We start from the raw sequence: 17,029 nt of genomic DNA, 5'->3' as shown, positions 1-17,029 counted from the left end.
GCCATCACCCTGCACAGTTTCAGGAAAAACAAGCCGCAGGGTCATATCGCATTGCAGTCACAGCAGTTTGTACAGATCGTAGAACTGAAGGATATCAATTACTTCAAGGCTGTTAACGTGTATACTACTGTTTTCTTAAATGGCGGAATGAAGGTGGTCACCAGCAAGCCCCTTAAGTATTATGAGGAACTATTATCCGGAAAAACTTTTCTGCGCATTCACCAGTCGTACATGGTGAATGAATTGTACATCCATCGTTACCATATGAAGGAGGGTATACTTTATTTAAAGGATGGAACATCGCTCCCTGTGTCGCTCCGGAAAAAGAAATGGTTGCTAAGTATCCTAAAACGAGTGCTATGTATAGGATCTTCGTCCTAGCCATCATGTGTATGGCCTGTAATTTCAGTGGCAAAAAGGAGCAGCAGCCTGCCCCCGGTTCCCTTGTGTCCTTTTTTAAAGATCAGGTAAATCCGTTATTACACAACCTCGAGACCACAGCCGCCAAAAGAAGATTAGACAGCATTCTGCCCGTTATTACAAAAAGGGACAACTACGTTGAAATGTGTTCCTGGCTTCGCTGCATGGCCGTAGCCTTCCAGCTTGAAAACAAACTTGATACCGCCCGGTTGTATGTGAACCGGGCCTTACAACTTGCGATCGAAAAAGATACAACCGGAAGGCAAATACTGGCGGGTAAAATTCAAACGGCTGCTATACTCGGTGATTGCAAATCGCTCGACAGCGCCCTGCGTTATGCCCGGGAAGCTTATTCTTTAGCTAAGAAGATCGATACGCCCGGCCTCCCGTTCATTTGCATGAAACTATATGACATTTATGAAAAGATCGGAGATCTGCCGATGCAAAAAAAGTATTTGTTCGAAGGGTTCAGCCGAAGTACCAGTCCCAAACATAAAACGGTTTTTGCCACCAATATTTCTTCCTGGTATGACCGGATGAACCAGGTAGATTCTGCACTTATTTTTTTTCAGGCGCTGATGCGGGACAGTAGTTTCAGTAATCCTTATTATGACGCGGTGCGGTATGAAAACCTGGGCGCGCTGCTTTCGAAAAAAGGTGCTTTAAAAGAGGGGCTTCAGTACCAGTTGAAGGGCATGCACATCAGCCGTGAGTTGAATGAACTGAACGCCCAATCTTATTATAATATAGCTGCCACCTATCGGAAACTGGGTGAATACAAAAAGGATGAATATATGCTCGATACGGCGCTGCTTTTTGTTTTACAGGAAAAAAACCACGCGCTGCAAAAGCGGATCTGGAAGGCTAAAGCGGAGAATCTAACGCTTCAGAAACTGCCCTGGCAGGCCAATGCGGCCATGGATTCCGCTTTTGCGTATTATCAAAAGGAAGTCGACTACTCCATCGTCGCGCAGGCCAGAGAACTGGAAGCAAAATACAACCTGCTCGAAAAAGACAACCAGATCAAGTCGCTGGCATTAAGCCACCAGGCGAGTGAACAGAAAAGGGAACGGCAAAGGAATACTATCGTTCGTATTATTTCCGGCGTCGCCATCCTGGGCACGTTTTTCGTATGGAGGTGGCGGCGAAAGCAATTTAAAAGAGATATAAGGGAAGAAAGCCTGCGGCAGCAATTACTCAGAGGGCAGATAGAGTCTCATTTTTTATACAGTTCCGTGAACGGTATACAGCGGTTTATTAGAAAGGGAGATACCGAAGGCGCTGCTGAATTTGTTCGGCGATTAACCCGGCTCTTCAGGCTGAGCCTTGAAAATGCGCGGCAACCTTTTGTGTCACTGAAAAATGAACTCGATGCGCTGGCCAATTATTTAATGCTACAGCAATCTTTATTCGACGATCAATTTGATTACCATATTGAAGTGGAAGGTATCGCCGACCAGGAACGCATCCTGATACCACCAATGTTATTGCAGCCTTTTACCGAAAACGCCATTTTGCACGGCTTTAACGGCCAAAAAGAAAAAGGGCAGATCAACATCAGCATCAAAAAGGATCATAAGGCGCTGCATTGTGTTATAGAAGACAATGGCCGGGGTTTCCAGGGCGAAGAAGGTCATGAGCAGAAGCGGCCTCTGTCTGCCATCATTAACCGGGAGCGGCTGGAAATATTAAGCCGGCAAACCAAAACGCCTGCGCAATTAACCATCATCGATAAAAAAGCAACAACCGGTGAAGCCGGGGTACGGGTGGAATTAGTTTTTCCTTATCAAACGGCGCATTGATGGTAAGAGCTGCATCAATGATCAAATTGAAGCATGGTTCAATACAATTGATGCGATCATTTATATACCTCATTCAAACACTTATTCATATGAAGACATTAATTATGATCTGCGCTTTGGCTGCATCATTTATGCCGGGCAAAAAAATGAAGGTTATAAAATTGACCCGCCGGTAAGTTATCACTGGTTTGATACAACAGGAACCTGTCTGAGGTCGTAATTTTTCTTTTCGTTCAGCCAGTGTAACGCTTACAAATTCCGGTTACTTATTTTTCAACCGTTGATTTTTGTCAACAATTTTTTTTGACTTTTCATATCGTTCCTCCGTTCAGCCCGATGATAGCTTTGTTTGAAAATAATTACAATGACAACTACAGCCAGACTAATCACTCCGCAACTCGTCAAAGTGAACGCTTTAAAGATCATTATGGCATTTTCTATTCTCATTATTGCCAACGGATTTGCAAATGCACAGGGCGCCAGTAATAAAACAGGGTTAAATGCATTGATCACACCTGAAAACAGCGTGTTGTTGCTGATCGATCATCAGCCATTTCAATTTGCAGGGTTAGGAAGTCACGATCCGCAAACTATTTTAAATAATACAATAATTATTGCTAAAACTGCCAAACTCTTTAAAGTACCCACCCTTTTGACCACAGTTTTAGAAGAGAGAGGAGGATACCTGGTAAAAGGTGTACAGGATGTTTTTCCCGATCAAAAACCTTTGGATCGTACATGGATCAATGCATGGCAGGATAAAAAAGTGGTAGACTGGGTAAAGAAACAGGGAAGAAAGAAAGTAATTATCGCCGGGTTATGGACTGAGATCTGTGTGGCCATGCCGGCCATTCAGGCATTGAGTGAGGGCTATGAAGTATTTGTTATAGCCGATGCCTGTGGCGGTAATACCAAAGAATCACACGATCGTGCAATGGACCGCATGGTGCAGGCAGGTGTTATACCCATAACAGCAGGCGTTTTAACAGGCGAATTGCAGCGCGACTGGGCAAGAACCGAAACCGTGCCCGGCCTGGCAGCTATACTCGCCGAACATGGAGGGAACGTAGGTATTGCCTATGCGTGGGAAGTGCAACTGCTCAATTCATCTCAACAGAACAAAAAATAGTGCTATAAAGAAGTTCTCTTTCATCAAAACGGGCACACTGGCACATCAGAGAAGCGATTAATCCTGGCGCATGTCAGGATTGATTGTTTTGTACCTGCCGGGTAATATCTGGCAACCAACGTTACCATTCAAAAAATTAAGGTATGAAATGGCGGTTGATGTTACTTCTCCTGAGTATTGGTGCAGGCGGAAATTGTCAACAGTTACCAGAATTTAAGCCTTTACGATACGATGAGAATTATTCCATTTTAAAGAATGACTCGGTAAGTACGTTTTTAAGAAAGCTAAAGTATACTGCCTTATCTGCTAACCGCAACAACTATATCAGCTTTGGCGGCGAGGCCAGGTTACAATATCTCCACTATAAAAACGATCTGTGGAGCGATGCGCCCGAAGCAACGCATGGCGAGGTGCTGAACAGATATTTACTTCATGCAGATGTACATGTTGGCAAACACTTCAGAACATTTGCACAATTGCAAAGTAGCCTTGCCTTCAGCATGGAGGAATCAGGTCCTTTGGATGACAATTCCCTGGAACTGCATCAGGGATTTATTGAAGTAAAAAGTTTTTTAAATGGGAATGGCGAACTGGCTGCAAGGATCGGGCGGCAGGAATTTCAGTATGGATCGCAGCGCCTGGTATCTGCGCGGGAGGGCCCTAATAACCGCCAGTCGTTTGACGGGCTGAAGCTCATTTATAAAAAACATGACCTGCAGGCAAACCTATTTTATAGCCATTATGTAGGCACCCGGAAGGGTTTCTTTAACGACAGGCCATCGGGCAACACGCGCTTTTGGGGTGCTTATATTGTTAAGAACGGTATTCCCGTAATTGGCAACATCGACCTGTACTGCCTCGGTTTGTTAAAACGCAAAACCGCATTCGATGAGGGCGTTGGCCGCGAACTGCGCCATACCGCCGGAACCAGAATATGGACTACTTCAAACGATTGGAAATATGATTTTGAAGCAGCTTACCAGTTCGGAAAGTTTGGTAAATACAAGATTAATGCCTATACAGCTTCCATAAACACTTCTTATACGTTCAGAAAAATTAAATGGCTTCCTGAAATAAGATTTAAAACGGAAGTAATTAGCGGGAATAAAAAGTATGATGATAATTATCTGCAAACATTTAATCCATTATTTCCCCGGGGCGGATATTTTGGGCTGGCCGCGTTAATTGGCCCTGCGAATCTGATAGGTATACACCCGTCGGTTTTATTTACTCCGCTTGCTGGAATACATGTTTCTTTAGACTATGACAAAATGTGGCGATATAGTATCGATGATGGTATCTATGCCCCCGGCAACCTGTTAACTTATACGGGAAGAAATACTGCTGATAAGCATATAGGTGATCAGTATACGATCACCTTTGAATATGCTTTAAACCGTTATTTTGTATTCAGTACGGTTTTTTTATGGTTCCATGCCGGAAACTATATTAAAGAAGTTGCTCCAGGGAAGAATGTATTTTTTATCGGAATTACTTCCGGTGTAAGGTTTTGAGCTTACTTTCTGGCAAACTGCTCCAGTTCTGTGTTGAACTTTTCCATTTCTTCTACAAACAATGCATGACCGCTGTTCTCGAATTTTACAAGGTATGAATTCGGGATGCCTTTGTTAAGTTGTTCGGCAAATACAAAAGGGCATAACTTATCCTGCGTTCCCTGGAATATAGCTACGGGAATATTGATCTTTGAAAGAACCGGACGCAGGTCGAGGTCACGCAATGCTGTTATTGATTTAGTGATGGCGAAAGGTGACGCTTCGAGGTTGATATGCTCAAGCCATTTCTCAACGTTTTTTGAAATTTTGCCTTCTTTGGCCGGGAACGCAGCGCCAAAACCGGCGATCAGATCCTGTCTGCTGGTTTGTGTACTTTTTATAAGTCCGGCAGCATCCGCGTCAGACACGCCATAAGGAAAACCATCGCGTTGTTTCCAGGAGGGCGCCGCAGCAGCAAATAAGGCCAATTTTCTTACATGGGCCGAGTTATACTTTGTTACATAATGTATAACAACAGCGCCGCCCATGGAGAAGCCCCCAAGTACCGCATTTTGTATCTTGAGTGTTTCCAGCACAACTTTAATGTCATCGGAGAACACGTCGAAGTCGTACCGGCCATAGGGTTTATCACTCCTGCCAAATCCCCTGAGCGTAATACCGATAACCCTGAATCCTTTTTCTTCGAGGTATTGGTATTGATACTCATACATAGCATCACTGAGCGGCCAGCCGTGTATGAGTACAATGGGCTGGCCTTCGCCAAGATCGGTAACATGCAGTTTTACATTTTTTTCAACCTGTATAAATTCACTTCTTCCCGCCGAAGCAGGTTCCCGTTTGCTTTGGGCAAACAGCGCCTGATTGAATACAGGGGCGAATAAGATGACCGATAAAATTGTTTTTTTCATTGTTATTATGCTTTATAAGGTTTGTAATTTAAACTTGCTTATTGGTTATAATTGATCTGCCCGTATTTGCCTGAATGAAAATCATGGTAAGCTTCTGCGATCTGTTCGTGTGTGTTCATTACAAAGGGCCCTTCTGCAATGATGGGTTCGGTATACGGGGCGCCGCCAAACACCAGCATATCGGCCGCAGCTTCATTAACATTATAGATCTCGATTGTGCCATTGTCGCGGCCGAAATAAACAGATTCTACCTCACCGGTATACATTTCATTGATCAGCACTTCCGTTTCGGGAACAAATATTCCATACTCATGTTCCTCGTTCGTATTCATGGTAAACTGGCTGCCAGGCTTCAAATGAATATGGTACAGGAACTGTTCTGTATAGGCGGGAATTTTTGAATGCAGTTCTTCGTAGCTGCCGGCTATCACTTTTATATAGCCGGCTTCCTGCGCCAGGGGTTTTTGCGGAACATCCGCTGCCTGTATGGCCATGTAACCGGGTGTTTCGGTTTTGTTCTTACCGGGCAGGTTGATCCAGAACTGAAAGCCCTGGGTGAGATCGATACCGTTGTTGGGGTCGGGCACCAGCGTTTCATCGTGGATGATGCCATTTCCTGCCTTCATCCATTGTATACCGCCTGAGTTAACCTTTGCTACATTGCCTGCACTATCGAAGTGGTGATCTTCTCCATGCAGTATATAGCTTAAGGTGGCGATACCTCTGTGGGGATGGGCGCCTGTACCGGTTTCTTTACCCGTTTGATTACCGCTTTGTGGAGCCAGGTAATCGAGGAAAACAAACGGCCCTACAGCCCCTGCATACCGGTTTGGCAGTATGCGGTACACGATCATATCCCCAATGTCGGCCCTGCGGCCTTTGCTTGAAAAAACAATCTGTTTCTTCACGATATTAGTATTGTGATAAGGAAATGAATGGCGTTTGTTGTTATGCCTGTATCTGGTGTACCAGCGTCATGAAATCGGCCACTTCCCAGTGTTCTGCCAACTGGCCATTCTCTATGCGGTAAAGCTGGAATGCCTTTGCATCGACAGGGTTGCCTTTTGCTTTGAAAGCCCCATAATCGCCCTGATGTATTCCCTGAACACTGTTATAAACGGCTACTTTATCGCCCTCGCCAATGAGGGCCAGAATAGGTAGTTTGAGGTTACCGAAAGCCGCATGCAGTCCGGCAAAATATTTTTTCAGCACCTCGCGGCCGGGGCTTTGTCCGGGCAGGTGGTCGTCGTAGTCGGCCGCTATGATGGTGTCGAATTCATCGAGTTGATTGTTTTCTATTGCGGCAAAGAAGCGCCGCACAAGCGCTTTATTTTCTTCAGTTGTTGTCATCGGAATTTCGTTTAAATGGTTTAATACATCAAAGCTACAATCGGTGCCAGGGGCGGCACGAAGGCAAATGATAAATTTATCCGTTGATAAATATCAACGAAACAGGTACTTGTAATATATTAAATGACTTTAGCTTTGTTTGAGGGATTGCTTGCGAACCCGGCTCAGGGTTTCTTTGGTAATGCCGAGGTAAGAAGCAATGATGTGTTGAGGGAAACGCTGTAAAAAATCAGGGTGGTTGCAGGCGAAGTCAGCATAACGCCTGTCAGCCGGCATACTGATGGCTGCATTTACCCTTTTTTGTATGGCAATAGTATAGTTTTCCACTATAGCCCTTACCATTTCATCAAACGCAGGTATGGCACGCGAAAGCAGTACAAGGTCTGCTTTCGTAATAAGCAGCACCTCTGTGTTTTCCCAGGCATCAATATTATAGATGGAGGGAGTGAGCATGGTCCAGCTTTCCCGGTCACCTACCCACCAGTCTTCCAGCGCCAGCCTGATAATATGTTCGGCGCCTTTGTCATCGACACTGTATTGGCGCATGGCGCCGTTGACGATAAATCCAAAATACTTGCAGATATCACCTTCCTGAAGAAAGTATTGTTTCTTTCTGAACAATTTGAGCCGCATGGTGGCGGTTATCTGTTTCCATTGTTCTTCCGATAAAGGTGTCGTGGATAATCTGGTGATGTAATTGCGAAAGCGTTCACACATAAGCAGAAAGTTTAGTTGGGTGAACAATTTGATATCATTCACTTTGGTTGATAAAAAGTTACAAATAATATTGCAAAATGACTGCAGTAAATTCCATGCGATTTTAATTAATTCATTTGCAATTATTTAATTTTTGTCTATAGTTTCCCATTCATCCGGTATTGTTTGGGGGTACAACCAAAATGCTGCTTGAACATTCTGATAAAATAAGAAGTATCGTTAAACCCAACCATAGCTGCTACCTCACCAATGGATAATGCCGGATTTTCTTTTAGTATAACCAGGCTTTTCTTCATTCTTATGGTAGTAATGAAATCCTTTGGCGTTTGCCCGGTAATGCCTTTTATTTTGGCGAACAGCGAACTTCTGCCGAGGAACATATTATTGGCGAACAGGGAGATGTTAAGATCGGGGTTGCTGATGTTCTCTTCAATAAATGCAATGGCCTTGTTCAGCAATTCCTGGTCCTGCTCACTGTTGGCCAGTTGCGATACGTCGAGGTCGGAAGTTGTCTGGAACCGCCTTTGCAGAATGAGCCTGTTGGTAATAAGATTATTACACCTTGTAATTAAAATCCTGGTATCAAAAGGTTTGGTTATATAATCATCTGCTCCTATCATCAATCCTTCGAGATTGCTTTCTGCCGTTGTACGTGCAGTTAGCAGCACAACCGGTATATGGCAGGTTTCGAGGTTGGTCTTTACCCTTTTGCATAATTCAATACCCGTTATGCCCGGTAACATAATGTCAGAAAGAATGATGTCGGGCTTAACCTCGATGGCCAGCTTAAGGCCTTCTTCGCCATTATCAGTTTTAACTACCTTATAGATCAAAGAAAAAATAGATCCCAGCAGTTCCAACAGCTCTTTATTGTCTTCGATAATTAATATGGTTACTGAACTGGTGGAAAATCCAATGGGTTGTTTTTCCTGCAACTCCTCCAGGAATGCTTCATCGGGCAGGGCAAGCGCCTGTTGATAGTCTGTCGCTTCCGGCTTGTCCTCTATTTTCATGGCTGCAAAACGTGCATCATCGAGCGGTAATGAAACGGAAAATACACTGCCGTTATGCTCGTTGCTTTGTACAGAAATGGTTCCGCCATGGGCATCTACAATACTTTTAACCAGCGCCAGCCCGATGCCGGTTCCCGGATCGATATTCGCATTCAGTGAATTTTCACCCTGGTAAAAACTATTGAACAATTTATCGATCTCCTCTTTTTTAATACCGATGCCGGTATCTGAAACCGAGACCGTAACCCAATCCTCTTTTCTTTCAACCTGTAGCGAAACCGATCCGTTAGGGGGTGTAAATTTCAGGGCGTTCGATAGCAAATTAAAGAATACCTTATATAACTGGCTGGCATCGAACCACATTTTAAGCACCTCGTCACTATGAATAAATGAAACATGTATGTGTTTGTAATTTGCCTGGTCCTTGAAAGAATAAAAGATCTCCTCTATGTATTTTATCAGGTCATTTTCCGACACCTTCAATTGCAGGTAGCCCTGTTCCTGTTTACGAAAATCGAGTAACTCATTGATCAGGATCTTGAGGTTATTGGTATTGCGCACAATATTCGTGAGCCTGTTTCTGATCGATTGTGAAAGATCGGTGCGTTGCAACAGCATATCGAGTTGGGTAACGATGAGGGTTACAGGCGTACGTATTTCATGCGATACATTGGTAAAGAACCGGAGTTTATACTGGTTCATGTCCTCTATGTGTTTCTTCTCTATATGCGCATATTTTAAAGAAGTTCGCAGTTTAACCTGGTAAAAGATCAGCAGTAACAATGCGCCCGCCAGTAAAAAATAGAACAGGTAAGCATACCACATTTTATAAAATGGCGGGTGCACAACGATCTGTATTTCCTTTTCAGGAATGTTTTGCTGTGTTAATTTACTAACACCCTTTATCTTCAATACATAACTGCCGGGGTTCAGGTTGGTATAAGTGATGAGGTTATTGTTGCTGTGCATATTGATCCACTCTTTATCAAAACCTTCCAGTTTGTATTGGATCTCGGGTTCCAGGGCTTTTATAAAGTTGGAAGTGGAGAATTCTACGGTGAGCACAGAATGGTTATTGTCCAGTTCAATTTTATCTGAATACAAAATTGACTGTTTGATAATGCCCGGATCTTCTTCGGGTTTTATCAGTCTGTTATTAACATACAGGGCCGTAAGGGTGATGACATAATCCTTTGGTTTCAACATAAGGTCACGTTCGGTAAGGATCAGCAACCCGTTCATGCTGCAAAGTATTATTTCACCCGCCCTTGATTTATAGATGCTTCGTTCGTTCAGTGATTCGAACGGGAAAAAATTATTGTAATAATTATAAAATGTATTCTTGTCTATGTCGAAAAGAGATAAACCTTTGTTGGTGGCTACCAACAGATAACCCATGGGCGATTCGTTAATGCCAAGCACATAATTATCGATAATATTGGTGTTGGCGGTATTCAGGAATTTTATGGTGTCGTGCCGGGCATCGTACAGGCCAATGCCTTTATTGGCCGATCCGATCCAGAGCCGCTTCTTTTTATCCTCATAAAAAGTGGCAAGTGTAATATTTTCGTTGAAGTTGGCTTTGCTATTGTGATAGTTGAATTTTTTCAGCGACTTATTGCTGAGGTTATACCTGAACACATCCGACGCAGTGGCGAACCACAGGCAACTGTCGGTGCTCAGCATCATATCCCAGATCTGCTTGTCAGTATCTGTGTAACTGGTATTCAGTAAGCGGGTGGCAGCACCGGTCTTTATATTGTATACATATATAGAGTTATGTGTGCCCAGCAGCAGGTTATCGCCCAGCTTCAGGATGCTACGCACATAATTATCTACCATTGCTTTACCGGTGTTCAGGTTTATGCGGGTCACCTTTTTTGTAGTAAAATCGAGCCGGTTCAACCCACCGAGGTGCATCCCTATCCAAAGGCAATTATTGTCTTTGTCAATAAGGGTGGTTTTTATGGTGTTTGATGACAGGGTATTGGGGTTGGCCGCATCATGGGTATAATGGGCGAAGCTGCCATTCTTGCGGTCAAAATAATTAATGCCACCATCATCGGTTCCAACCCAAAGATTGCCCTTTTCATCTTCGGCCACCGTGCTGATAATAGAGCTGTTCAGCCCTTTATTGTCTATCGACGGGCGGTAATAGGAGTTGAAAGAAAATTCAGGATTGATGAGATCAACCCCGCCGAAAAAAGTACCGATCCAGAGCAGCCCGTGCGTATCTTTTATAATACTCCAGATCGAAGAACTTCCGATGCTATACGAATCGAAGCTGGCGTAATTGAAGTTTTTGAATTTCCTGGTTTCGGGGTCAAATCTGGCCAGTCCGCCGTAGGTGCCTATCCAGAAATAACCCATATCATCCTGGCAAATGGTTCTTACATAGTTATTGGGAATTGACTCCTTGTCGTATAAATTATGGGTGTAATTGACCACTGCGCCCCTGGGGTCAATACAGAATAACCCGTTGCTGAGGGTGCCCACCCAAATGCGTTGTTGTTTGTCGACTATGGTAGTTATTACGCTGATATCCTTTATAAGCACTTTGCTTCTGCCATTGCCATCGATCATTAACAGGCCATGCGACAGCGTGCCCACATATAAATTCGAAAAAGGATCTTCCATAATGCTGGTAACGGTGACATCGGGATCGAGTTTGCAGTAATTCCTGATGGTATCCTCGCCGGGGGTAAGATAGTTTACTTCATTTAAGCGCGCCACCCATAACCTTTTCTGGCCGTACCCAATGAACCGCACGCTGTCGCGCAGGATGACCCTGAATTTTTGTTTTTTCAGATCGTAGGATACCAGTCCCGCCATACATTGTATATACAGCTTGCCTTTTTTATCGCCGGTCACCCGCGGAATATTGTTGCCAAAGATGCCGTTCACGTCATCTATTGGGGGGCGAAAAATTTCTATCCGGTAGCCATCGTACCGGTTCAGGCCATCGCGAGTGGCAATCCACATCTGGTTGAACTCATCCTGATAAATTGAATTTACAGTGGAGTGGGAGAGCCCCTGGGCCACTTTCAGGTGGTTAAAAAGCAGGCTTTGAGCGTAAATGGTCAACGGGGAAAAGCAGCCAATATATACAAGCAGTATTTTCAACTTCATGAGCAGGGCAATATATCGTTAATCCTGAACAAAATTCGAGGTTAATTATGGATCGGAATAGGAGAAAAATCCAATAAAATAGGAAAAACGTATACTCAGTCGCCTGTTTATCCGCCTTTTGTGAATTGCACTTTCCAATCCCTTTTCCGTATTCCCGTGATATCCTTAGTAAAATAAAAGTGCTTTTTTACAACACTTTTATTATCAAAACTAACAATTCGCATATGAAAAAAGGCTCATTAAAAGGGCGCTCCGGCCCGTTTGTATTCGTATTCCTGATGTTTCTTTTTTCGGGCCTGATGACCCAGGCCCAGCATACCATCTCGGGTATAGTTCAAAACAGTGCTCAAAAACCTTTAGCCGGGGTATCTATTATAATTGACGGCAAAGGCGGAGCTGTTACGAATGAAGCGGGCAGGTTCGAAATAAAGGCCGGGCCGCAGTCCACACTGCTGTTCTCCTATACCGGCTTCAAATCAAAAGAGTTAAAACTGAAAGGGGAAACCGGGTTGACCATCACCCTCGAAGATGGAACGGAGACCCTCGATAACGTAGTGGTAATTGGTTATGGCACCAGCAAGAAAAAAGATCTTACGGGTTCCATTGCTTCCGTTAAACCCGAAAGCCTGCAAAAATTTCCTACTGCCAATGTTACCGATATGTTACGGGGCCAGGCGCCGGGCGTGCTGGTAACCTCCAATACCACTTCACCCGGCGGGGGCGCCACCATCCGCATCAGGGGCAACCGCTCATTAAGCAGCAACCAGGCGCCGCTTTTCATTGTAGATGGAATGATAGTTCCCCATATCGATGATCTTAGTCCCAGCGACATCGAGTCAATCGACATCCTGAAAGATGCTTCCTCCCAGGCAATTTACGGTTCACGCGCCGCCAATGGCGTAATACTGGTAACCACCAAACGGGGCAAGGCAGGAAAAATGAGTGTGGATGTTAATTCATATGTAACCGTTCAACGCGCTCACCGGAATTTTGATGTGTATTCTCCCGACGAATTTGTTGAATTGAGATACTGGGCCAAGCTGAACGATGGTGTTGGCAACCTCGGTACCAAAGACAATATGAACTATAACGTGGTGATCGATGACCAGATCATGTATGATTCCTATATCAACCGGGATTTTGTTGACTGGGAAGACCTGATGACGAAAAATGCCCTGCAGAACGGCAATGACATCAGCATCAGGGGCGGTACCGATAAAATGAAGTATTCGGTTGGCCTGGCTTATTTTAAACAGAATGGCGTGGTAGATAAATCGGGTTATACGCGACCCAGTGTAAGAATAAACCTCGATTACACGGTTGCCAAATGGCTGAATATGGGAACAAACGTTTCCTACTCGCGGCCCAAAACAGAATTTAACGATGGCGGCAGGTTCAGTACCATCCTCACCGTTCCTTCACTTGCCAAAGCATATGATGATAACGGCAATCTTTTGCGCGAAATAAGTACTTCGGGAACCGTTAACCCGCTTTGGTACAACCGGGAATATAATAACAAACAAACCGACGAGTACCTGGTGCTTTCGGCTTTTGCCAACTTTAAACCATTTACCGGGTTTTCTTATAAGCTTACCGGTAATGTACGCACCAACAACCGCGAGAACGGTTTGTACAGAACCAAAAAATACCCGGGATCAACGGGTGAAGGCTCCCTCAGCAATTTTAAAAGATCAAGCTACCTCATAGAGAACCTGATCACTTATGCTGTTCCTATTCCCGATAAACAGCATAACCTCAGCGTCATGTTGCTGCAAACTTTTGATGAGGACCTGCAGAAAACAACCGGGTTCAGTTTTATCAATTCCCCCTCCGATGCATTTGAATGGAATATGGCGGGCGACGCCACGGTAAACGGGGTAACCCGCAGCATTCAGCGCACCCATGCCGTTTCATTTGCCGGCCGCGTACAGTACAGCCTCATGGATAAATATCTTTTAACGGCTTCGATAAGAAAGGACGGTGCATCAGTTTTCGGCGCCAACAACAAATGGGCAACCATGCCTTCCGTTGCGCTGGCCTGGAAAATAAATAATGAAGCGTTTCTCAAAAGCGCCGACTGGATCAATTTGCTGAAACTGCGCCTGAGTTATGGCAGGGTGGGCAACTGGGCTATTCCCAGTTACCGCACGCTGGGCCTTTCAACAAGTTATGAATACATTTTAGGCGATCCTGCTGCACTGAGTTTGGGCTACCTTCCTTCAAGCCAACTGTTGAACCGGAACCTGAAATGGGAAACTACCGGTTCAGCCAATGCCGGCATTGACCTGGTGGCATTCCATAACAGATTAACTACCTCGCTGGAATATTATAGCACCAATACCGATAACCTGCTGGTACAACGTACCGTACCTTCTATTACCGGTTATACAAGCATGTGGGATAACCTCGGAAAAACAAAAAGCACGGGTTGGGAATTTTCAGTAAGCGGTATTGTAATTGACAAAAACGAGCTGCAGGTAACATTGGGCGGATCTTTCTCAAAACAGAAAAATAAGATCGTTGAGATCGATGGCCGTGCTGATGACAAAGGCAACCCGGTGAACGACCTCAATAATAACTGGTTTATCGGCAAATCGACCAATGTGGCTTTCAACTATGTTTTTGGCGGCATTTGGCAGGAAGGCGAAACGCCTACCCCCGACCAGTACCTGCCCGGCGATGCTATGCCTACACCGGGTAACATCAGGCTGCAGGACTATAACGGGGACGGTAAAATAACAACCGACGACCGCAAAGTATATAACCTCGATCCCAGTTGGTATGCTACCATCAATGCATCACTCATTTATAAAGGCTTTGATCTGAACCTCGAGTTCTACACGGTGCAGGGTGTTACCAAGAATAACCCTTACTATTATGATTTTAATTATGGCGGAAGTTTGAACGGGAAGCTGAATGGAATAAAAGTGAATTACTGGACACCCGATAATAGATCGAACGAAGCGCCAAAACCGCAATACACGGCCTCAACACCTTATTTTGCCTTACTTGGTTTACAGGATGCTTCTTATTTCAGGTTCCGTTCAGCCACGCTGGGTTATACATTGAGTAAAAGCCTCACCAGTAAATGGCATATTGAAAGATTGCGGATATACGCCAACGCCACAAATATTTTCACCAATACCAACTACAAATCATACAGCCCCGAAAAAGAACCATCTTCTTATCCCGAAACACAGGGCGCTACGCTTGGTATCAATATCAGTTTTTAACTGCTTAAAGAATTGTTATGAAAAATATTGCCATATACTTTTTATTGACCGCATTATTGCTGGGTAGTTGTAAAAAATATCTTACAGAAGAAGCGGAAGATCAGTTTACCGCCAGCACACTGTTCGAAACCCCGGAAGGGCTTGAGAAAATGGTGATCGCATTGTATCCCTATGAAAGATCGCTGGTGTCGAAAGGTACAGCTAACGGTATTCTGTCGGCGTTCATCTGGAATGAACGCACTACAGACCTTTGTGTGTTTACCACGGGTGATGATGCTAACCTGTCGAGGTTTACATCGCCCGGCCCCAGCTCCAGCATCAGGGGACTTGTTTACAGTCCTTACTGGACGCATCGTTATTATATTATCGGCCGCGCCAATGAGATCATACATTACGGCGCGCAGTTTGGCAACGCGGCAAAGGAAACAGTAGCAGAAGCTTCATTCTGGCGGGCATATAGTTATTATGGCCTTTGGTCGAGGTTCTCGCGGCTTTTTCTGTCAACCGAACCGGTTACAAGGGAGAACATGAATGACCTGGCCTATACACCTGCCGATAGTGCATCAGTATTCAAACAGATGTATGCCGATGCCGAACGGGCCATCGAAGGCCTTCCGCTTACAAGAAGCGCAAATGAAGAAGGCCGTGTTACCAAAGCAGCCGCCCGTCACCAACTGGCGCTTATAGCAGCCTGGGCAAAAGACTGGGCCACCGTAGCAGCGCAGGTAGAACTGATAGACGCAGAAAAAACAGTGCGGCTTGAAGCAACGCCCGAAGCAGTGTTTAACCGAAGTGATCTGTTTAACACCAGCGAAACACTTTTTGCGCTGCGCTTCTCAAAAGAAAGAGGCGGCGGTAGTGGCCATCGCATAGGCGCCCAGTTTATCAATATCATTTCAGAATTGGATTATACCTCAAAACTGGTAAACGGCGTACTGGTAAAATACAATCCCGAAAACCTGGGCCGTCAGTGGGGGCTGGTATATCCCAACAGCTACCTGATGTCGCGGTACAAAACCGGCGATAAACGTATAACAGCCTATTACAAACGCGATTATACTTATCAGAACCCAAACAGGCTGATCACTGTTCCTGTGGCTCAACAGAGAACAGATGCCGCTACGGGCAAACAGTATTATAGTACTACCAATCATACCGGCGCACCGGTAACAGTGAAGATTGGCGATGTGCTCTATGGAAGAGATGTTGCCGCTGCAACCGGCACTAAAATAGACAGACGCAACCTGCTGCCCAGCAGTATTAAAATGTATGATGCCTGGAGCAAACCGCTGGATGCCGATGGCGCCAACAGCAGTTTTAAAGATATATTGATCTACCGGCTGGCAGAATCGTACCTGCTGGCTGCGGAAGCCTGTTTTAATTTAGGGCAACCCGATAAAGCACTTGCCTTTTATAATAAAACTTATGCAAGAGCAGGCAATGCACCGGAAACAAACCTGATTACTTTCGATATGATCATGGATGAGCAGGCACGCGAACTGGCCTTTGAAGGCAGAAGATGGGATTTTTTGAAACGGAATGGTATCTGGTACACCCAGGTGAGAAAATATTCCGGCGACTTCACCAAATTCCCCGCCGCCGCAGTTGGTTACAATGCAACTACCTATGGTGTTACCGATGGCCGCGATGCAGCCTTTGGCCCCAACCCCGATTACTATGCAGATTTTAACGGCTCAGATAATGATATACTGGTACGGTATAACGTAAAACCATTTCATGTAAACTGGCCCATACCGCAGGACCAGATAGATGCAATGGGCGCGCAGAATTTTCCACAAACACAGGGATATTGA

11 protein-coding genes are annotated in these 17,029 nt (G+C 44.8%); 6 read left to right on the top strand and 5 right to left on the bottom strand.

The genetic code is table 11. From position 1 onward, the window contains the following. From A4R26_RS12255 to A4R26_RS12240, 4 genes are all read left to right on the top strand, one after another. Window positions 1-381: LytR/AlgR family response regulator transcription factor (locus A4R26_RS12255; protein WP_133054648.1), on the top strand; the 381-nt coding region annotated here is incomplete at its 5' end. Continuing rightward, on the top strand, window positions 360-2,222 hold the full coding sequence (locus A4R26_RS12250) for a histidine kinase (RefSeq protein ID WP_081164062.1): 1,863 nt from the start codon (window positions 360-362) through the stop codon (window positions 2,220-2,222). The genes A4R26_RS12255 and A4R26_RS12250, both read left to right, overlap by 22 nt. A gap of 364 nt (window positions 2,223-2,586) precedes the next feature. Beyond that, window positions 2,587-3,351: a hydrolase gene (locus A4R26_RS12245; protein ID WP_207625733.1), complete on the top strand. Its 765-nt coding sequence runs from the start codon at window positions 2,587-2,589 to the stop codon at window positions 3,349-3,351. Between the two features lie 143 nt (window positions 3,352-3,494). After that, complete coding sequence (locus tag A4R26_RS12240) at window positions 3,495-4,865, top strand: alginate export family protein (protein ID WP_081164060.1); 1,371 nt, start codon at window positions 3,495-3,497, stop codon at window positions 4,863-4,865. Window positions 4,866-4,867: 2 nt separating this feature from the next. Here the strand turns inward: A4R26_RS12240 and A4R26_RS12235 are convergent, their stop codons facing one another. From A4R26_RS12235 to A4R26_RS12215, 5 genes are all read right to left on the bottom strand, one after another. Beyond that, window positions 4,868-5,773 (bottom strand): alpha/beta fold hydrolase, encoded by a 906-nt coding sequence (locus A4R26_RS12235; protein WP_081164059.1) that lies wholly within the window; start codon window positions 5,771-5,773, stop codon window positions 4,868-4,870. Between the two features lie 38 nt (window positions 5,774-5,811). Beyond that, window positions 5,812-6,681, bottom strand: coding sequence for a pirin family protein (locus A4R26_RS12230; RefSeq protein ID WP_081164058.1), 870 nt, complete (start codon window positions 6,679-6,681; stop codon window positions 5,812-5,814). A gap of 40 nt (window positions 6,682-6,721) precedes the next feature. After that, window positions 6,722-7,123 carry an ester cyclase gene (locus tag A4R26_RS12225; RefSeq protein WP_081164057.1) on the bottom strand — a complete coding sequence of 134 codons (402 nt, stop codon included), beginning with the start codon at window positions 7,121-7,123 and terminating at the stop codon, window positions 6,722-6,724. Window positions 7,124-7,252: 129 nt separating this feature from the next. Beyond that, window positions 7,253-7,840 carry a Crp/Fnr family transcriptional regulator gene (locus A4R26_RS12220; protein WP_081164056.1) on the bottom strand — a complete coding sequence of 196 codons (588 nt, stop codon included), beginning with the start codon at window positions 7,838-7,840 and terminating at the stop codon, window positions 7,253-7,255. A 137-nt stretch (window positions 7,841-7,977) separates the two neighbouring features. After that, a complete protein-coding gene (locus A4R26_RS12215; RefSeq protein ID WP_081164055.1) occupies window positions 7,978-11,982 on the bottom strand; it encodes a hybrid sensor histidine kinase/response regulator transcription factor in 4,005 nt (1,334 codons plus the stop codon). A gap of 224 nt (window positions 11,983-12,206) precedes the next feature. Between A4R26_RS12215 and A4R26_RS12210 the strand changes: the two genes are divergently transcribed. Then, on the top strand, window positions 12,207-15,215 hold the full coding sequence (locus tag A4R26_RS12210) for a SusC/RagA family TonB-linked outer membrane protein (protein ID WP_081164054.1): 3,009 nt from the start codon (window positions 12,207-12,209) through the stop codon (window positions 15,213-15,215). A gap of 17 nt (window positions 15,216-15,232) precedes the next feature. Continuing rightward, the gene (locus A4R26_RS12205; RefSeq protein WP_081164053.1) at window positions 15,233-17,029 is read left to right on the top strand and encodes a RagB/SusD family nutrient uptake outer membrane protein; all 1,797 of its coding nucleotides are present in this window, start codon (window positions 15,233-15,235) and stop codon (window positions 17,027-17,029) included.

The organism is Niastella populi, from assembly GCF_002078015.1.
Classification (GTDB): Bacteria; Bacteroidota; Bacteroidia; order Chitinophagales; family Chitinophagaceae; genus Niastella; species Niastella populi.
The sequence above is the reverse complement of the archived record's forward strand: the minus strand, read 5'-3'. Positions and strand labels throughout refer to the sequence as shown.